Below are 18,990 nucleotides of genomic sequence, written 5' to 3'. Positions count from 1 at the left end.
CCCCGCCCCCACGGACCAGGGGACGGCAGGTCACCGCGCGCGGTAACGGCAAGGATCGCCTTCATCATGCACCGAACCCTCGGATCAGTCCTTTTTGGTTTCGAACTTGATCGATTTGTCCATTCGTCGCGCCGCGTCTTCGTCAAGGCCGACGAACATCTCCTTGAGTTTCCTGATGTTCTCGCCCATGGCGTCGGCGTTGGCGGCAGCCGCCGCCGAACCCGCTTCTCCAGCGCCGGCGTATTGCAGGTAGTTCGCGGCGAATGATTTACCGATATCGTCGTCACCCCAGCAACCGCGGGTCATGTCCAGCCCTCCGACCAGCCACTTCGAGAGATCGTCCAGCCGCCCTCCGAGGGCGCGCAGCTCCTTGGCCGCCGCGGAAACATCGTCGTCGTCGAGGAAGAACCGTTCAGCCATCGCGAGAGTCCTTCCGTGTGTCGTCGGAGAACCAGTTCCGCACGTTCGCCGACGACGGGTTGTCCATTCCGTCGAACATCGGCCCGAGAAGCTTCTCCAGCATTTCGGCGGGATCGGTGGTGCCGTTGATCAGCCCGTCGAGATCGAGTCCGGGCACCGCTGGTGCGTGCGCGGTGAGTTTGGCCATGCTCTCCGCCCGGCCCTTGCGCACCATCTCCACGATCACGCTGGCCAGCTGGGCGGGCGCCATGGACCGGTATTTCGACCCGTTGAAGGTGATGCCGGTGAGTTCGCCACGGCCGTCGAAGGCCATCGACATCGACCGGTCCTCGGCCGTGACCGTGGTGGTCTCCTCCCGCCACACACGACTGGTCTCCCTCGCGACCTCCCGCTGCTGGTCGAGCGCGGCGAGCGCCTCGTCCTTCATCCGCCGCATCTCATCGAGTTCCGAACTGTCCGGCCAGGTCATCGGCCTTCTCCTTTCTCGTCCAGCAGTTTCGACAGGTCGCCGAGGTAGCGCTGCGTGTCGTCGCGCGAGTCGTCCTCGGCAAGGGTGGGCTCGGGCCTGCCCAGCACCCCGTTCGGATCGGCGCCACCTCGCCACAGGTCCCGGTGCTCGGTCAGCTCGGTCACCGACCGATATCCGCCCTGGTTCTGCGGCGCCCCGGCTCCCCCGGACATGGGGCCCATGCCGTAGCCGGGATGACCGGCACCGCCCGCCCCGGTGGACGGCCGGACCTGTTTGCTCTCCAGCGGGCCTCCACTCGACGCGGCGCTACCGGGCCCGCCCTGCACCGACGCCAGCTCGGAAGGCAACTGGCGCACCGGAAGGGTCGTCGAGGCCGATCCCGACGCGGACGAGGAGACCGTCTGCGGATTCGCGGCCTGCCGGTTCGAGGTCGGCTCGGTGGCACCGGCCGGCGCGTTCACCTCGCCCCCAGCCGTGCGGATTCGCTCCGCGGACCGGGTGGGCGTCCGGCCGGAACCCGCCTTATCCGTCCCGATCACCGAAAGACCGGTGACCGCTCCGGTCGCCGCCACCACGTCACCCGTCGACTCCTCGTCACCGGAACCGGATCGCCCGGACCCGCCCGGGCGCGAGTCCGTCCCGTAGCCACCGGACTTACCCAACGGGAGATGGCCGGGTGCGCCCGAACCGGAAAAGAAGCCATCCGGGTCGGAGGTGAAGAGGCCGAAGGTCTCCGGCGAGCCCGTGCCCGAACCACCGCGTTGGCCGGTGCCGTTCGCGACTGGGGAACCCGCCCCGGGCCGGTGCCCATCGCCGGTCGTGGTCCTGCCCATCACCCAGCCGAACGGCACCGCCGATTCGGCGGCCGGGAAGTCCTCGCCGGTCGATGTGGTGACAGTGCGGACGACGATGCCGCCCGCACCGCCGCCACCGGTGGCCTGGCCGTACCCGCGGCCGCCGCCCAGCAGGGTGTAGATCACGCCACCCGCACCGCCGCCACCGCCGGCGTGGGCCGTGGGATTCTCCTGCGACGTTATCGACCCGGCGGGTGGCGGATCGACGCTCACCGGCGAACCGCCACTCGCCGAACCACCGCCCCCGCCGGACGTGGTCGTCCCGCCCTCGCCGGGCGGCCTGGCAAGGGCTCTGCCGGTGTCGAGGTAGACCTGCTCCAGCTCGTTGAGAATGCGCCACGCCTCCGGCCGGGCGGCCTGTTCGCCCGCCACACCCGGCTGTTCGGCACGGGCTCGGAGCAGAACACGCATCCGTGCCTGACTGTCCGACACCGCGTCACCCGCCTTGCGCAACAGGGCGCCGTGGCCGGGGTCGCGCAGGACGTGGAGTTGGTCGGCCGTGTTCGCTTCGACCTGGCGGCTCAGGCCGTCGAAGGCGTCGGCTGACGATCCCGCCCACCGCTCCAGCGCGGTGCGGTTGGCCGCGCGGAACCCGTCATTCACCTGCGAGAGCCGGTCGCGGGCGCGGTCGAACGCCGCTGCCAGCGCGTAGAAACCGCCTGCGTCGATTCCGTTGATCAGCGAGGCGACCTGATCGACGGTCGGCCCGTCGGGCGCCGGCGTCTGCGATACGGGGTCGGTCACTGTTCGGCCCCGCCCTTGCCGAGCACCGGCGTGGGCTTATCCGTGTTGTCGTCCCATACGGTCGGGTCGGCCTGCACCCAGATCTGTGACTCCCTGCCCTGGTTCTGCGCACCACCGCCGCCCGCCATGCCGCCGCCCATACCGCCCATCGGCATGCCCATCGGGGGCGCGCCCGCGGAAGACCCGGGGAAGGTGGACGTGGTCTGTTGCCCACCCTGCTGGCCGGTCATCGCGCCGAGCGACTGCTTGGCCGCGACATCGAACCGGGTGGCGTCGCTACCGCTGCCCCGGCCGTAGCCACTGCCGCTGCCACCGCCCTGGTTGCCGCCGCTTTGGTTGCCACCGCCCTGGTTGCCGTTGTACTGCGAGTTGTGCTGGCCCTTGCCGCGCAGGTAGTCGTCCAGATCGGACGTCCGGTTGCCGTTCGGACCGGTCGACTTGTAATGGTCGCCACCGCTCCCGCCGCCGCCGCCACTCCCGCCGGAAGTACGGGGGTTGAGGTCCTCCGGTCCGATGTGGCCGATCGACTTGCGCACGGCTTCCTTGGCGTCTTCGAACGCCTGCTGCCGTGCCGGGTCGTCGGTGTCCTTGCCGAGGTGGTCGATCGCCGATATGGCTTCTTTTTCGACCGTGCCCAGCGCCTTCATCTGGTGGGTGGACAAGGGTTCGTGCTCACCGAGGCCGGTCACGGCCTTCTTCGCGTCCTCGATCTCCGCGCGCACGGCCGGGTCGTCGATCGACTTGCCGACCTTGTCCAACGCGGCCGACAGATCCTCCTTGGCCTGTGCCAGTTCCTCCGGAGTCTTCGCTTCGCGCAGATCGTCGAGCGCATCCCTGGCGTGCTCGACGGCTTTCTGCTGCTCCGGGTTCAGCTTGTGCTCGGCGGCGTCGTCCAACGCGTCCTTGGCCTCGTCGGCTGCTCGGTCCACGGTGCGTGAATCGGGCATGGAGTGATCGTCACCGGAGCCGCCCCGATCCTCACCGAGCGCCTTATCGAACTGGTCCTTGATGGCGTCCTTGGCGCCGTCGATCGCCTTGTTCAGCTCCGGATCGTCGTTGCGGAGCTTGTCCAGCGCGTCCAGCGCGTCCTTCTCGGCCTTGGCCAGGTCCTTCGGGTCGTCGTCGGACGACATCCCGTCGATGTCTTTCTTCGCCTGGTCAAGAGCTTTCTGCTGCTCCGGCGTCAGGTCGTTCTTGCCGAGTTCCTTCAGCACGTCCTGCGCGCTGTCCTTCGCCTCGTCCAGCGCCTTCGGGTCGACCTCGCCGTCGCCCGGCGTGTCCTTCTTGCCGTCGCCGAACCGTTTCTCAATGGCTTCCTTGGCGTCGTCGATGGCCTTTTGCTTCTCGGGATCTCCGTTGCGCAGCTCGTCCAGCGCGTCGAGCGCCTCTTGTTTGGCCTTCTCTTGGGCGGCCTGTTCTTCTTGCGCGGCCTTCTCTTGGGCCGCCTTCTCCTGGTCGGCCTTCTCCTGGTCGCCGCCCGGCTGGGTCTGCTTCTTGGCCTGGGGGCCACCGCCACCGCTCGACCCGGTACCGCCGGTCCCCCCAACGGTTCCGCCGCCACCCTCGCGCAGCTTTTTCAGCGCTTCATCCGCCTCTTGCTTGGCTTGTTCCTGGGCGGCCTGTTCCTGCGCGGCCTTCTCTTGGGCGGCCTGCTCCTGCGCGGCCTGCTCCTGGGCAGCTTTCTCTTGCGCGGCCTTTTCTTGTGCGGCCTCTTCTTGTGCGGCCTTCTGGTCGTCGCCCGAACCGCCACTGCCACCCTTGGAATTCGGACCGTCCGACTGGGTCTGCTTCTTGGCCTGGGAGCCGCCGCCACCGCTCGACCCGGTACCGCCCGTTCCGGTTTCGCCGCCACCCTCGCGCAGCTTCCTCAGCGCTTCATCCGCTTCCTCCTGCGCGGCCTTCTGTTGGGCGGCCTTCTCCTGCTCGGCATCACTGTCGTTCCCGCCACCGGAGTTGCCGCTACCGCCCTTGTCGTTCCCGCCACTGTCCTTGTTGCCGCTGCCGCCCTTGTGGTCGCTATCGCCGCCCTTGCCGCTGCCCGAGCCCTTGCTGTTGCCGCTGCCCGAGCCCCCACCGCTACCGCCGCCTGAGCCGGCGGCACCGGTGACCGGTTCGAACGGAACCAACTCCTGCCCCCGATTGCTGTATTTTATCTGATGATCCTTGAAAAGCCTGTTCATCACCTTCAAACGCAGGCCCTCGAATGCGCTCGTCACCCCCTTTTGCGCCTTGATCATTGCCTTTACCGCACTCCAGCCACCTCCACTCATGGCAGCATTGACCGCATCCTTTACTGCTTTCTCTTCTTCTTTCTTCAGATCATCGATTCTTCTCCACCAATCGTCGGCAAAAGCCTTCATGTCATGCCCGATGTCACCGACTTCGTACGAGTAGGGCTGGCGCCCTCCATTGATCTCCGAAAGCACACTCCGACTTTCGCTATGGATTCTGTTGGCGTAACTTTCGAAAGCCGAACCAGATTCACCAGCGAACTCCGCATCCACGACAGCACTCTTGATGAATTTTCGGAAATCTTCGTTGACGCTCTCAAGCACCTCGATCGCCGCTCCGAGGGCCCTACCCAGACCGTGCCATTCCTGCCCAGCTGGATGATTGCCCGACGAGGCCCGCGCATCCTTGCTGCCCGGCAAGTAAATCAACGTGGCAACCGCATCTTCCAGATCGCCCAGATCTTCGTATGATGCCAGCTTCGGCGGGCTTTCATTGAAGGAGTCCGACCCGCCGGTGCCCTTGTCCGCCATCAGATTTCTCCAAGTATTCAGACCCACCAATGGTGGCTAATCCACTGAATTCAATGTCACATATACGGTCGCCGCACGCAGGGCGAGGACTCGCAGTTCTCCGCCAGAACCACGACTTGTTTCCGCCCGTGACGCAAATGCTATAACGAACAGTCTTACACACTGGAACTATTGCGCAGCTTTCTGATCCTTCGATACATTGCTACCTTGCTCCTTTTCCTTGCCCTTGCCCTTGCCCTCATCCTTGTCGTCGTCATCATCCTTACCCTTACCCTCTTCCTTGTCGTCGTCGTCGTCCTTACCCTTACCCTCTTCCTTGTCGTCGTCATCATCCTTGCCCTTGCCCTCATCCTTGTCGTCGTCATCATCCTTCCCGTCGTCGCTGTCGCCCTCACCTGTGGCACCACTGTCGCCGCCGATGGCTTTCGAGATCTTCTTTGGCATTTCGTCGACAATCTCCTTGATCGCGATATCCTTCGCGTTATCGGCATCCTGCCCTTCGAGCAGGTCGGCAATCTCCTTTAAATTCCTCGATATCAGCTCGTAAACCTTCTTGAGATTTTCCCCCTGCAGCACAATGTCATCCACACGCCGCTGCACGATACCCTCGAGCCAGTTCGCCATCGGAAACGAACCCGCGTCCGGCTTGAATGCCTTTAATTCTTCGAACGCGGACATGTCATCGAGCAATCCTCCAATCTGCTTCGCCACCCTTTTGAGAACGACAAAATCGGCCTGAGTCGCCTTTGACATCTCGCGCCTCCCTTCCTGTTCCATTCACTACACTCGTCAGACCGCGAATTCCCACCGGATCCGACCGACTAAAGTAATCTCACTTGCTCAGTTAGCGCAGGCGCGGCGGATGTGGTGTCGACACAGGAGGTCGTGAGTGTTCTGGGTCGTTCTAACGACCCAAAACACTCACGACTCCCGCGGCCGACGCTACATCCGCCCTCGTCGCCACGCCCGCCACCGTCCTTGGCCACAGATTGACGAATCAAGTCAAGTGGCATTACGCCCATAGCCGACCCGGACCGCACCATTGGCGACTCCCCGCGAAACCGCGCTGATCCTTTTCCGGCGCACATTCGGCGCCGTCCCGGTTTCGAAGGTCATTCGCCCGGTTCCAGGTTGACCCGACAAGGTTCTTCAAGAGTTCGCCCGCCCCGGTGATTCCAGGGCAGACCGATCAGGCGAAACCCTTCGCGGCGTTGCGGTCGGTTTCTTGCATATTTGCCGAGGCTTCCCGGACTTGCTGCTCTTTCTCGGTGAGAAAATCTCGTGCAGTATTCAGATTATTCCGCAGCTCGCCGACCTCCCGCCGGTAGCCATCGGCCGCATCGCCGGCCCAGCCGTCCTGCATCAGCTTGTCCGCCTGCGAAATCAGGAGTTCGGCCTTATTGCTGATCTCGTTGGTGGTGCGTCGCATATCGCTCGCACAATCTTCGATGGCCTCGTACTTGTACTGGATCGAATCAAGGCTTGACACGCCTTCACACTCCTGTCCTCAGTTGAAATGCGGGACGCCCGGGGCGAAAGCGGCCCCTTCACGGCGTCGAAGCTCGCGGTGTTTCGAGCTGGTGTCGTGCGCAGCCACAGGCAAATCCGTCGCCTGTGACCCGTCGCCCATTCGCAACCTTCACGACACGGGCAAGGTTTTACAGATCGATTCCAGTTCGGCCGATGCGGGCGTTCTCTTCATCCGCCGCCACCTGATTGGACGAGGCCGTCAGCATGAGCTCGCTCATGTCGATCAGGTCCTGAACGACGCCTTTGCCGACCTTCTCCTCGAAGAATTTCGCGGCCTTGGCGAGCTCGATTGTCATGTTGGATTTGCTCTCCGCCGAAAGCTGCTCCGCCCGCTGGCAGATCATCTGGACCTCTTTCCTCACGGAATCAGCCAGATGTGCATGGGCGTTCGCCGTGTGATTGACTTCAGTTTTGTTCACACCCGTAGTCACGGGAACCTCCGTAGTCACGATCGATTGGTCGAAGGCGCCACCGGTTCACCAACTGACGCCGTGCGTAATCACCGTAAGAGCGGATCCCGGCGGGGCGGACTGTCTGCCGTGCATCCGGGTGAAGATGGGGAAGTCCACTCGGCAACGGAACCGGCACGCTCACGATGCCGCCACCCCGCCGCTCAGCCGTAGCGCGTCCTGGGCGCGCAACACCGGACCCGCGGGCAACAGATCGATCAGCTGCGGTGCGACGTGCACCACGTCGGACTCGCTGTAGCCCAGTGCCTTCACCTCGCCGGGGCCGGCGAGCGGGAACCGGGTGCCGGTCGCGGTCACCAGATGCACCGGGCCGGCGCTGCCCTGCGCCGTGGCCGCGCCGGCCACCAGCGCGCCCCCGCCGAGCGGAATGGTCACCTGGTCGACGGTCGTACCGCCGACGTGCTCGGTCACCGGGGCCGCGCCCGCGTTCACCACCGCTCGCGGCAGGAACTGGAAGGCGACCCGGCCCGCCTCGTCCGAACCACTGTCGTACCGGCCGCACAGGGCCGAGTCCGGCGGCGGGACCATGGCCTTCGGCGGCGACGGCGGCAAGGTGCCCACCAGGTCCGGCCCGGATGACGACTCTGGCACCCCCGCCAGCGCGCCGGGACCGGCCTCGATCAGCGTGGGCCACCCGGAGTACGCCTGGCGGGTCGCGGGCGCCGCGAGCAGCAGCGCCGCCGCCGTCCGGCTCAGCGGCGCCTTGCCGTCGGCGCGCACCAGGTACAGCTGGGTCGTCCCGGTCGCCGGATTGCGTAGTTCGAAAACCTGGCCGACCCGGGTCGGTTTGCCGTCCACCAGCGGGCCGGGCTGCCCCGCGCCGGGTGTGTCCGGCACGGCGACGTCCGGCCCGGACGGGATCGGGTTGAGCCAGGCCAATGTCACCGGCGTCGGCACGACGGCGCCGTAGCCAAGAGTCTCCAGTACGACCGGGTCGGTGACCCGGTGCCGCCGCCCCTGCCACAGCAGGTACGTCACGCCGTCGGGGGCGGCCACCAGCGCCGCCTCGTCCGGCCCGGCCGTCGGCGTGGGGTCGGCCCGCAGCAACAGAGCCACTTTCAGGCCGGTGCCTTCCACGGCAGGCAGCGCACACACCGTCCACGCGCCCTTGTGCGGTTCGACGGGCAACTCGTCGGGGGCTCCCGGAATACCGATCGGCAGCCCCACCTCCGCACCTCGCAGCGAGTTCGCCGACACCGCGACCGGCGGCCCCGCGTTCCCGGCGACCAGCCGGGCCGAGGCGAGGTTGTGGACCGGGTGCAGCTTGCCGTCGAGATAGACGTACTTGGCGCCGCTGTCCTCGTTCAGCACGACAGCGCCTTGCGCGCGCCACGACGTGTTCCCGCCGGGCTTGAGCAGGCCGATGATGCCGAAGATCGCCATGACGACCACGGAAAGCACGACTCCGAGCAAGGTACCGAGCCGAAAGCGCTTGTTCGGCAGCTCCAGTGCGTTCGGCCTGCCGTGGGTGACCGCCGCCGACAAGCGGCCCAACACGAAGAAATAGGCATGGGCTTGGTCCCGCCGCGACTCCATCAGCCCGCCAGCCCGCGCACGGTGGCGAACACGTCCAGCACCTGCAACAGCAGCGGCACCACCGCGATCGCGACGAGCAGCTCCACGATCTCCACCGTGCGTCCCCAAGGCGGCACGAGCCTGCGCCCCGGCAGCCGCTGCCCGGCCAGCACCAGCAACGCGGCCACCGCCAGCACCGGCAGGAACACCGCGAGCACCAGGCCCAGCGGCTCCCGCTCGCCACCGATGTGCAGCACGTTCAGCAGCACGCACAACGCCGCCGGAGCGATCAGCGACCAGCGCTGCGCCACCCCGTTCGGATGCCGTGCCCGCAGGCAGAGCAGGAACGCCACCACCAGCGACAGCGCCATCTGCCAGCCGGAACCGGACAGCGCCAGCATCGGCAGCAGAAGGCACAGCGCCAGACCCAGACCCGCGTGCAGCGCGACGGAGTAGGCGGTGGTCGCGGCGCCGCGATCGATCACCATTTCACTGGGCACCGGTTCGATGTCCTCGCCGAGCTGTTCCGGCGCGCCCGGCAGCATCGGCAGGGTCAGCCCGGACAGGCGGAACGCGGTGGTCGCCACGAACATCCCGGCGAGGAGGATCACCGCCACCCCGATCGCCGCCGCCTGCTGCGGCGACAACCCCGACACCGAGCCGATCAGGCCCGGTATCGCGATGGCGATGGCGAACGTCAACGCCCCGGCGAACACGGTCGCGGCGTCCGCGACCGCCACCAGCCCGGCGGTCAACGCGAGGATCGCCGACCCCGCGGCGGCGGTGATCGACACCGGGAACGGGGCCGTCGGGGCCAGCACGGCCACCAGCGACCACCCGGTCAGCGCGGCGTAACCGACACCGCAGCCGGCCAGGATCGTGGCGACCGGCGGGTTCTCCGCGCCGCGCGCGACCAGCGCGCCACCGGCCAGCAGGCCGAGCGCGGTCGTGCCGGCGAGCGCGGCGGTCAGCACGGCCGAGCCGATCCCCGCGAGCAGCACCAGCCCGGCCAACCAGGTCAGCACGGCGCCGATCCGCAGCAACCACCGGGTGTGCCCGGCCGCCCACGTGCCGGGATGCGCCCGCACCTGCTCGCCGACGCCCTCCACGAGGTCGTCGTAAGCGATCGCGGGCAGCTGGTCGGCTCGCGGGCGCAGGTAGACGGTCTCGCCGTCGAGCAGGTTCAGCTCGGCCAGCGTGCGATCCTCGTCCAGCGGCGGCTCGCCGAGGCGCTGGGCGACATAGCCCTCGTGATCGGCGGCCTCCTCGACGCGCTCGGCCCCGAATCGGGGCAGGATCGCGGGCAGCAGATCGGACAGTGGAACCTCGGTGGGCAGCGCGACTTCCGTCGCCTGCTCCCTGAGCACGAACCGTAGCCTTCCGGCACTGGTTGTGCGATGCTGCGTCTGCTGCTCTTCCATAACGGGGTACGGGGTCCTTCCTGCCAGGGCTAGTGACCATGACCCGGCCCGCACGGTACTTCCGGAAACCGGCCTCGCCAGGCCTTCCCGGGTCCGTGGGCTGGAAAAGAGGAACTACCCCCACCAAGGAGGGGCAGCGTGAGCACAATGTTGTTCGCCCGGCGGTCGCGGCGGCCCAAGCCGCCCGCGCCGACCGACGAGATCAAGATCCAGGAGCCGCCGCCCATCCCGGAAGAAGCCGACGGCGGGATGAGTTCGGTGCTGATGTACGCGCCGATGGCACTCGGCTCCCTCGGCATGATGATGATGATCCTCCGGCCGGGCGGGGGTGTGTTCGCCCTCGTCGGCGGGGCCATCATGGGCGCGTCGGTCGTCGCGATGCTCGTCGTCGGGCTGATGCGCAACGCGGTCCAGCACAAGCGCCAGCTCAACGGGCACCGCCGCGACTACATCCGTTACCTCGCCCAGCTCCGCGGGCGGGTGCGCTCGTCGCTGGACGCTCAGCGGACGGCGGCGCGCTGGGTGCATCCCGATCCCGGCGCGCTGTGGTCGGTCGCGCTGGGCTACCGGCTGTGGGAGCGGCGTCTCGCCCACGACGACTTCGGCGAGGTGCGGATCGGCCTCGGCAAGCAGCAGTCGGCGCTCACCCTGACCCCGCCGGACACCAAACCCGTCGAGGACCTGGAGCCGCTGGCCGCGCACGCCCTGCGCCGGTTCCTGCGGGCTTACACCACCCTGCCGGACGCGCCGATCGCGGTGTACCTGCGCGGCTTCGCGCAGGTACAGCTGCGCGGCGACGAGGACGCGGTGCTCGGCCTCACGCGCGCCATGCTCGCCCAGCTCGCCACCGCGCACGCCCCCGGCGACGTGCGGATCGCGGTCTGCGCCGCCGAAGAACGCCTGCCTCGCTGGGACTGGCTGAAGTGGCTGCCGCACAACCAGGATCCCGACCACCACGACGCCGCGGGCCCGCGCAGGCTGGTCGCCACCGAGCTCGGCGAGCTGGAGGACCTGCTCGGCGGGCCCGAGTTCGCCGGTCGCCCGAGTTTCGAGGCCAACACCCCGGTCACGACTTCCGAGCCGCTGATGGTGCTCGTGCTGGACGGGGTGAGCGTGCCCGACGAGCACCGGATGGCCGACGAGGGCTACCGCAACGCGGTGGTCATGGACCCTTCCGGCGCGCTCAGCTGGCAGTCCCGGCCGGGTGCCCTGTTCCTGGAGATCGACGGCGAGCAGCTGTCCACGGTGAACTTCGACCGGCTCGGCAAGCCGGTGACCAGTCCGCTGTGCGTCCCGGACGCCATGAGCCAGACCGCCGCCGCCGCGCTGGCGAGGTGCATGGCGCGGCACCGGATCGGCGAAGCCGCCCAGGACGACGAGCCGCTGTCCGGTGACTACGACCTGGCCTCGCTGCTCGGAATCGGCGACATCCGGACCTTCGACCTGGCCAAGTACCGGCGGGACCGCAAGACCGGCAGGCGGCGGCTGCGGGTGCCCATCGGCATCGCCGCGAACGGCACCGCGCTGGAACTGGACCTCAAGGAGGCGGCCGAGGACGGCATGGGCCCGCACGGGCTGTGCATCGGCGCCACCGGGTCGGGCAAGAGCGAACTGCTGCGCACCCTCGTGCTCGCCCTGGCGACGACGCATTCGCCGGAGGAGCTGAACTTCGTGCTGGTCGACTTCAAGGGCGGGGCGGCGTTCCTCGGCTTCGACCAGCTGCCGCACACCTCCGCGGTGATCACCAACCTGGTGGACGAACTGGAACTGGTCGACCGGATGCAGGACGCGCTGACCGGCGAGCTCAACCGGCGGCAGGAACACCTGCGGGCGTCGGGCAACTACTCGTCCCGGCGGGATTACGAACAGGCCCGCGCGCAGGGTGCGCGGCTGGAGCCGATGCCCGCGCTGTTCATCGTGGTCGACGAGTTCAGCGAGATGCTCTCCAGCAAACCCACGTTCATCGACGTGTTCGCCATGATCGGCCGCCTCGGCCGCAGCCTCGGCGTGCATCTGCTGCTGGCCTCGCAGCGGCTGGACGAAGGCCGGATCAGCAAGATCGAAACCCATCTCTCGTACAAGATCGGCCTGCGCACCTTTTCCGCCATGGAGTCGCGCAGCGTCATCGGCGTCCCGGACGCCTATGAGCTGCCGAACAGTCCCGGCAACGGCTATCTCCGGCCGGACACGCAGACCCTGTTGCGGTTCAAGGGCGCCTACGCCTCCGCGCCCTACCGGCCGCGGCGACGGACCGGCAAGCTGGCCTCGGTCGAACAGCACATCGTGGACTTCGGCACCGACTACGTCGAGCCGCCGGCGACCCCCGAGCCGGAGCCGGAAGCGGAAGCGGCCGAGGAGGCCGTCACGCAGACGATGATCGACGTGCTCATCGAACGGATGCGGGGCGTCGGGCCACAGGCCCACCAGGTGTGGCTGCCGCCGCTGCGGCAGGCCGCCACGCTGGACCAGCTGTTGCCGCCGCTGGTGGACCATCCGGACTTCGGGCCGCGGCCGGTCGGCGACCTGCACACGGCGAACCTGGCCGTCCCGGTGGGACTGATCGACCTGCCCGCCCAGCAACGCCGGGAACTGCTCGTCGCGGACCTGGCCGGGAACCGGGGCAACGTCGCGATCGTCGGCGGACCACAGGCGGGGAAGAGCACCCTGCTGCGCACCATCGTCAGCGCGCTCGCGCTCACCCACACCGCCGCCGAGGTGCAGGTCTACTGCCTGGACTTCGGCGGCACGCTCAGCGTGCTCGCCGGCCTGCCGCACGTCGGCAGCGTGGCCAACCGGCTGGACCGCGACCGGGTGACCAGGACCGTGCGGGAGATCATCAACCTGATGTCCCGGCGCGAGGCGCTGTTCGCCGAGCACAACATCGACTCGATGGCGTCTTACCGCCGGGCCAGGGCACAGGGCAGGTTCGCCGACAAGGACCCCTACGGCGACGTGTTCCTGGTCGTCGACGGCTGGTACACCATCCGGCAGGACTTCGACGACGTGGAGGACCAGTTCACCGAGCTGGCCGCGCGCGGCCTGAGCTTCGGCATCCACCTGGTGGTGGCCGCGAACCGGTGGTCGGAGATGCGGCCGTGGCTGCGGGACGTCCTCGGCACCCGGTTCGAGCTGCGGCTCGGCGATCCGGTGGACTCCGAGGTGACCAGCAAACTCGCCGCCACCGTGCCGGAGGTCCCCGGCCGGGGGATCACCATGGAGGGGTTCCACTTCCTCACCGCGCTGCCCCGGATCGACGGCGCTTCCAGCACCGACGACCTGGCCGACGCGACGATCGAACTCGCCGAGGCGCTGGCCACGCCGACCGCGCCCAGCGCGCCGAAGGTGCGGCTGCTCCCGGTCTCGGTGTCCGCCGCCGAACTGCCGGGGCCGAAGGCGCCCGGCCCCGCCGCCGAGATGCGGGTGTGCCTCGGGATCGAGGACGGCAGGCTGGAACCGCTGTGGCACGACTTCGACGCCAGCCCGCACCTGCTGGTCTACGGCGACACCGAGTCCGGCAAGACCAACCTGCTGCGGCATATCGCGCGAGCCGTGGCCGCGCATCACCATCCGAGCGAGGGCAGGGTGCTGTTCGGCGACTTCCGGCGCGAGCTGCGTGACGCGGTCCCGGAGGAAAGCCAGATCAGTTACACGGTGGGCGCGGACGCCCTGACCGAGTTCCTCGGCAAGGCCGCCGTCACGTTGCGGGAACGGCTGCCGGGACCGGATATCAGTCCCGGCAGGCTGCCCCAGCGCGACTGGTGGTCCGGCGGCAGGCTGTACGTCATCGTGGACGACTTCGAATTGGTGGAAGGCATGGGCAGCGGCCCGCTCGAACCGCTGCTGCCGCTGCTGCCGCAGGCCGCCGACATCGGGTTGCACGTGATCATCGCCCGGTCCACCTCAGGGGCGAGCCGGTCCATGATGAACCCGGCCGTCCGGCGCATGTGGGAACTCGGCACCCCGGGCCTGCTGCTGTCCTGCCCCAGGGACGAGGGTTCGTTCCTCGGCAACGTGCGCCCACGGACCCTGCCCGCCGGACGCGCGCAGTACATCAACCGCAGGCGCACCGTCCAGCTCGTGCAAACCCCACGGGTCACGGACTGACGGAGCTGGGCCAAGACAGCGCCGGCGTGAGGACACCTCACGCCGGCGCTGCGGCCGTCGGGGACGGCCGGCCAGGCACCGCGAAAGCCTGGCGCGGACGCGTCGGTGGGTGCTCCCGCGTGTGTTCCTGACTCGCGGACGGCACGAAGAGCAGGCGCTCGGGTGCCTGCCGCTGTGCGCGAGTGGAGGTTACGCGTGATCAGACGGACGACACGCGTGATCGGACGGACGACACGGCGCGGATCGAGCGCGGAACATGGAACGACGGTGTGCTTGGTCGCGAGCCGCGATCAAGCACACCGTCGTCAGGAAACCTGCGAACCGCTCAAAGTATTCTGATCGCCTCGATTTTCACCCCGCCCGGATGGTTGGGGAAGCTGAACAGAACCCATTTGTCGACCGGGTTTTCCGGCTGCCAACGCCCGTCGCCGTACCATTGGACGCGATTGTTTCCGGTCCAGAACCTCTCCAGCCACATCCGTCCGCCGCTAGGCCACTTGCTGAGGACGCCGTGCACTCCGGCGTTCGCGTAACACTGCTCGTAACTCGAGTCGTTGATCGGGTGCACTGTGATGTTCAGGAACTCGTTCCCGCTTCCGCACGGAACGATGTTGGTCGCCTCCGCGGTGCCGACCGGGATCACGATCGACATCGCGATGGCGGCGATGGCGGGCAAGCCCACTTTTTTGCCGTTCAGAGCCAACTGAATCCTCCTTGACCTTATTTTCCGAGCATGATGGACCCGATTCGTATCACTCGAACATTATCGTGACACCGGACTATTGGGCCCGCCCTCCGGGGCCGATCAGATTATCGCCAGTGATTGGATCTTCACTCCGCCGGGGTGATTGGGGAATTCGTACTGGGTCCACTTTTCCACGGGCGCGTTCGGCTGCCAGCGCCCGTCGCCATACCACTGAACCCTGTTGTTTCCCGTCCAGAACCTGACCATCCACGCCGACCTTCCCCAATAGTCCCGCACGTCGATCTCACCCCCGTTCGCGTAACAGTAGGCACGATCCGGCCCTTCAGCCCAATGCGCGTAGATCATGAGGAAGTCGGTCCGATTGTTGTCACATGCCACCCCATTGGTCGCAGCCGCGGTACCGGCGGGAACTGTGCCGAAAAGGGCGATTGTGGCCAGCGCGGTCAGCGTCAACCTCTTGATATTTCGTTTCAACCAAACCTCCACGACAGGATTACGAATAGCCAAGCCGGGCGAGCGCCAGGTGGTCGTGAGTGGCGTTTCGTGTTCTAACCCGAAACGCCACTCACGACCCCGCGAATCAGCCGAGGCACCCGAGGGTCATGACGGACGACGCGGCTTCCGGCGCGTCGTTCGGCTCGGCGTCCACGGTCATCTCCTGCAGGTCGAGGATGTTCATGTTCACTTCCTTTGTTCGGTGTGGGTTTGTCGTTTCTCGCGGTGACAGGCCACCGTGAGCTCATGGTGGGCCGGCGACCGTCAAGGACGGTCCTGGCACGGATCCCGCGATCGGGCGGGTCGCCAGTCCCGGTGCCAGGAGGTCGGCCAGCCGATTGACCCCCGAAGACAACGACGCGTGCACGAGGAGCAGTCCGGCCGAACCGGCGGTGAGGTCGCAACTGAGCCGGAGCAACCCCTCGGCGGGAACCGCGATGCCCTCCGTCGTCCGGACGGCACGCGCGTGCATCTCCGCCACCGCGGCGGCCCGGAGGTCGAGATCGGCCTCGGTCTCGGCGTCTGCCAGGGCGAGGGCCACCGCGCCCCATCCGTGCAGGGTGGAGCGGGCGTCGCCACGGTATCGGCGGGCCAGTGCCCGCACCCGTGCCGTCAACTCCGTACCGTCCGCCGGGGCGACCGCCGCGATCTGGCCTGCCGCGAGCGCGAGCATCGTCAGCCCGCGGTACCGCCGTGCGCTCGGCCCGGTCTCGCGGTCGTCGAGGAGTTCCGCGAAAGCGTCGAGCATGGCTCCCCGCCGGGACAGGGTGGGGTCGAGTGCCAGCAGTCCGGCCCACCCCAGCAGGGAGTGGGGTGTCACCACCGACGATCCGGGTTCGGGGAAAGGCAGGGAGGCGGCCAGCCGGGCGAGGGTGTCACCGTGAGCGGCCCCGCCCGAGCGCAGGTGGAAGCCGAGATAGCCGACGAGCGCGCCGAACCGGCCCGCGTCGAAGGTGTCGCTGGTGAACACCCAGCGCTCATGCGCGACGTAGTCCGCCAGGTCCCGTCCGCGAGGATGACCGAGCAGATCCAGCACCGTCGCGGTGCCCAGCGTACCGGCGAAACCGGGGGTGGCATGCTCACGCACCGCCCACGCTCGCCGAGCGAGCCAGTCGAGCCACGGCTCGGGCGGGATGACCCCCGAGCACCGCCACGCCCACAGCACCCCCGCCGCACCGTCGAAGACATTCCTTCCCCGGTAACCGGACGTGGACAGCGACGAGCCGGGGAAGAGCAGATCATCGCGCTCGGGTGTCGCGTGTGCCTTGATGAAGGACCGCAGCGACTCGTCATCGACGACGGGGTGTTCGGCGGCCGCGGCGCCCAGGAGGTCCACCGCCTCGGCGATGCCGGGGCCGCCGACCTGGTAGCGGGCCTTGGCCAGGGCGTAGCCGCGGGCCACGGCGGTGGGATCGAGGGGCGCCAGCGACGGCAGGTCGTTGAACAGCCGCAGCCGCAGGACGGCGATGGCGTGCGCGTCGGCGTCGGCGTCGTCCTTGTCCGGTGCGAAGAAACCGGGCGCGCCGACGGCGTAGGGTCGTGGCCGGTCGATCGGGTAGGCCGCTTCGAAGTCGATGAGGCGCACCGCGTCATCGGCGGTGAGCATGATGTTCCGGGGGTGGATGTCGCCGATGACGACACCGGCTTCGTGCACCTTCTTCACGGCGGCGGCGACCTTGTCGAGCACGGCGCCGGCCCACTCGGCGTAGCGTCGCCCGCCGAGTCGCTCACGCTGATCGGCCGCGGCGGCGGCCAGTGTCCTCCCCTCGATGAATTCTTCGACGAGGAACCAGTGGTTCCACAGGCGTTCGATTCCGTGGACGTCGACCACCTCGGGCACCGCCCGGCATCGGCTCAACATCTGGAACTCGTGGTGCAGGAGCTCGACCGCGTCGGAACCGGAACCGAACGGAGCGGTGAACGGCCGGGCCTCCTTGAGCAGCACACGACGTCCCGATGCGTCGGTGCCGCGATAGACGCCTCCCCCGTTGGAGATGTGCAGGGCTTCGGTGACCCGCAAGCCGGAGCGGACCACCACCTGACCGGTCACCTCCCGCTGCCGGGCCAGGACGGCCTGAGGGGGACTGACGAAGTCCGGGATCGTGAACGCGACCCCGCGGGGGTCGGGTACCAGCCGGCCGCGGTCGTCGCGGATGGCAGGAACCGGCGTCTCGGCGCCGGGCACCGTGAGCTCCCGATACGCGCCGTACCGGGTGAAGACCGGACTGTCGTCCGACCAGCTCAGATCGTTGAGCACGTACGGACCGGGGAATCCCTTGAGTTCTCTGGCGAGTGCGTCGAGCAGATACACCGACTGATCGTCGTCGCGCGGGTAGACGGTCAGGAACTTCCCGGACGAGGCCCGAGGCGCGTATTTGCCGTTCATCGCGTCGAGCAACGTCTTGCTGCGCAGGTACTTGAAATCGACTTTCCGGTCGGCGCACAGCGCGGCGGCGACGGCCAGCGTCGCCCGCGCCAGCGCCGGGGTGGTCGACACGTGAATCTTCCAGCCCTGTTCGGGAAGTTCCTCCCCGAACGCCACCACGGTCCAGATGTTCCGCTGCGTCACCCGCGCATCGGCCGCCTGCACCGGGGAAGGAAAACGCTCGTGCGCGTCATCGACGAGAAAAACCCGTTCATGGAATCGCGGGCTCGCTATCATCGCGAGGCTCCAGTCCGTCCCTGCCATGGCGCTCCACGTTTCTCCGGCGGATACCGAGTTCACTACGCGTCGACTAGTGAAAACAATAATGGAAGGCGCGGTGCGCGGGTAAAGCATTGCCCATTTCACGAACGGGAGCTGCCCTTTAATACATTACGATCCCGACATACGTTCCGGATGTCGCGTTCGTCGTTTTCGTCGCCAGACGTTTCACCGACTGATGTGCCTGATTCTCGCGGGAAACGAAGGCGTCCATCCAGTCACACGAAACCGCCACCCGCGCGCTCGGAGCAGATACCAGGACGCGGGCGACCTGTCCGGAAGAAGTACATGAAGGCCTCTTCTTTGCGTCTGACGCAGGGTCCCGGCAAAGTCGCGTGAACGCTGGTCCGCGTCGCTCTTGTCGATTCACCCGGACGCCGGAACGGGCAGACGACGGAGCCCCCCGAGCAGGCAATGTCCACAAAGGACAACATATGCCGGAAAAATGTCCGTTTGATGCATTACTGCACGGTTTCCGGTCGGCGTCGTGAGCGATAAAGACGGTTAGAACGATCATTGCCACTCACGACCCTACGCAAAACGCGCAAATCGGGTGCGACCACCTCGAAGGATGCCCCTTGTGGACAACCGAGACAGGCCACCTCTGCCGCCCACTTGACCCGCGGATAGACGACTTCGCCACAGGGAGGCGCTTTCGGGTTGATCGCGGGCCCTCTGGCCGCGCACCCAATGTGACATCGGAGAGGCTCAGTGTCCACAATGCAGCATTGAGCGCGGCACCGTGGGCCAGCACCGACCAGCCGTTAGGCGACTTTGCCCGGGCCCTGGCGTCCAG

13 protein-coding genes are annotated in these 18,990 nt (G+C 67.6%); 1 reads left to right on the top strand and 12 read right to left on the bottom strand.

Annotated features, from left to right (window positions below; all coding sequences use genetic code 11):
* Nucleotides 1-84: 84 nt before the first annotated feature.
* The 9 genes from ACLJQ7_RS25815 to eccD form a co-directional block, all read right to left on the bottom strand.
* The gene (locus ACLJQ7_RS25815; protein WP_410650746.1) at nucleotides 85-420 is read right to left on the bottom strand and encodes a hypothetical protein; all 336 of its coding nucleotides are present in this window, start codon (nucleotides 418-420) and stop codon (nucleotides 85-87) included.
* Nucleotides 413-889, bottom strand: a complete 477-nt coding sequence (locus tag ACLJQ7_RS25810) for a YbaB/EbfC family DNA-binding protein (RefSeq protein ID WP_410650745.1) — start codon at nucleotides 887-889, stop codon at nucleotides 413-415. The genes ACLJQ7_RS25815 and ACLJQ7_RS25810 overlap by 8 nt, the downstream gene beginning before the upstream one ends.
* Complete coding sequence (locus ACLJQ7_RS25805; RefSeq protein ID WP_410650744.1) at nucleotides 886-2,487, bottom strand: WXG100 family type VII secretion target; 1,602 nt, start codon at nucleotides 2,485-2,487, stop codon at nucleotides 886-888. The genes ACLJQ7_RS25810 and ACLJQ7_RS25805 overlap by 4 nt, the downstream gene beginning before the upstream one ends.
* Nucleotides 2,484-5,249, bottom strand: a complete 2,766-nt coding sequence (locus ACLJQ7_RS25800) for a hypothetical protein (RefSeq protein WP_410650743.1) — start codon at nucleotides 5,247-5,249, stop codon at nucleotides 2,484-2,486. The genes ACLJQ7_RS25805 and ACLJQ7_RS25800 overlap by 4 nt, the downstream gene beginning before the upstream one ends.
* Before the next feature lie 168 nt (nucleotides 5,250-5,417).
* The gene (locus ACLJQ7_RS25795) at nucleotides 5,418-6,026 is read right to left on the bottom strand and encodes a hypothetical protein (protein WP_410650742.1); all 609 of its coding nucleotides are present in this window, start codon (nucleotides 6,024-6,026) and stop codon (nucleotides 5,418-5,420) included.
* Between the two features lie 412 nt (nucleotides 6,027-6,438).
* Complete coding sequence (locus ACLJQ7_RS25790; protein WP_410650741.1) at nucleotides 6,439-6,738, bottom strand: WXG100 family type VII secretion target; 300 nt, start codon at nucleotides 6,736-6,738, stop codon at nucleotides 6,439-6,441.
* A gap of 169 nt (nucleotides 6,739-6,907) precedes the next feature.
* Nucleotides 6,908-7,210 (bottom strand): hypothetical protein, encoded by a 303-nt coding sequence (locus ACLJQ7_RS25785; protein WP_410650740.1) that lies wholly within the window; start codon nucleotides 7,208-7,210, stop codon nucleotides 6,908-6,910.
* Nucleotides 7,211-7,369: 159 nt separating this feature from the next.
* Complete coding sequence (gene eccB / locus ACLJQ7_RS25780) at nucleotides 7,370-8,785, bottom strand: type VII secretion protein EccB (RefSeq protein WP_410650739.1); 1,416 nt, start codon at nucleotides 8,783-8,785, stop codon at nucleotides 7,370-7,372.
* Entirely contained in the window at nucleotides 8,785-10,131 is a 1,347-nt protein-coding gene (gene eccD / locus ACLJQ7_RS25775; protein ID WP_410650738.1) for a type VII secretion integral membrane protein EccD, read from the bottom strand. The genes eccB and eccD overlap by 1 nt, the downstream gene beginning before the upstream one ends.
* A gap of 201 nt (nucleotides 10,132-10,332) precedes the next feature.
* On the opposite strand from eccD, the gene eccCa reads away from it, so the two are divergent.
* On the top strand, nucleotides 10,333-14,289 hold the full coding sequence (gene eccCa / locus ACLJQ7_RS25770) for a type VII secretion protein EccCa (protein ID WP_410650980.1): 3,957 nt from the start codon (nucleotides 10,333-10,335) through the stop codon (nucleotides 14,287-14,289).
* Nucleotides 14,290-14,614: 325 nt separating this feature from the next.
* Here eccCa and ACLJQ7_RS25765 read toward each other — a convergent pair whose 3' ends face one another.
* From ACLJQ7_RS25765 to ACLJQ7_RS25755, 3 genes are all read right to left on the bottom strand, one after another.
* On the bottom strand, nucleotides 14,615-14,992 hold the full coding sequence (locus ACLJQ7_RS25765) for a hypothetical protein (RefSeq protein WP_410650737.1): 378 nt from the start codon (nucleotides 14,990-14,992) through the stop codon (nucleotides 14,615-14,617).
* A 102-nt stretch (nucleotides 14,993-15,094) separates the two neighbouring features.
* The gene (locus ACLJQ7_RS25760) at nucleotides 15,095-15,469 is read right to left on the bottom strand and encodes a hypothetical protein (RefSeq protein ID WP_410650736.1); all 375 of its coding nucleotides are present in this window, start codon (nucleotides 15,467-15,469) and stop codon (nucleotides 15,095-15,097) included.
* 265 nt (nucleotides 15,470-15,734) lie between these two features.
* A complete protein-coding gene (locus tag ACLJQ7_RS25755; protein ID WP_410650735.1) occupies nucleotides 15,735-18,080 on the bottom strand; it encodes a protein kinase domain-containing protein in 2,346 nt (781 codons plus the stop codon).
* Nucleotides 18,081-18,990 lie beyond the last annotated feature (910 nt).

It is taken from the genome of Amycolatopsis sp. cmx-4-54 (assembly GCF_046548895.1).
GTDB lineage: Bacteria > Actinomycetota > Actinomycetes > Mycobacteriales > Pseudonocardiaceae > Amycolatopsis.
Note: the sequence above shows the minus strand (reverse complement) of the source record. Positions and strands in the feature narration are given on the sequence as shown.

Coding starts and splice junctions, on each gene's coding strand:
- ACLJQ7_RS25810 (WP_410650745.1), bottom strand. CDS start 889: ATGACCTGGCCGGACAGTTCGGAACTCGATGAGATGCGGCGGATGAAG.
- ACLJQ7_RS25815 (WP_410650746.1), bottom strand. CDS start 420: ATGGCTGAACGGTTCTTCCTCGACGACGACGATGTTTCCGCGGCGGCC.
- ACLJQ7_RS25800 (WP_410650743.1), bottom strand. CDS start 5,249: ATGGCGGACAAGGGCACCGGCGGGTCGGACTCCTTCAATGAAAGCCCG.
- eccB (WP_410650739.1), bottom strand. CDS start 8,785: ATGGAGTCGCGGCGGGACCAAGCCCATGCCTATTTCTTCGTGTTGGGC.
- eccCa (WP_410650980.1), top strand. CDS start 10,333: ATGTTGTTCGCCCGGCGGTCGCGGCGGCCCAAGCCGCCCGCGCCGACC.
- ACLJQ7_RS25795 (WP_410650742.1), bottom strand. CDS start 6,026: ATGGAACAGGAAGGGAGGCGCGAGATGTCAAAGGCGACTCAGGCCGAT.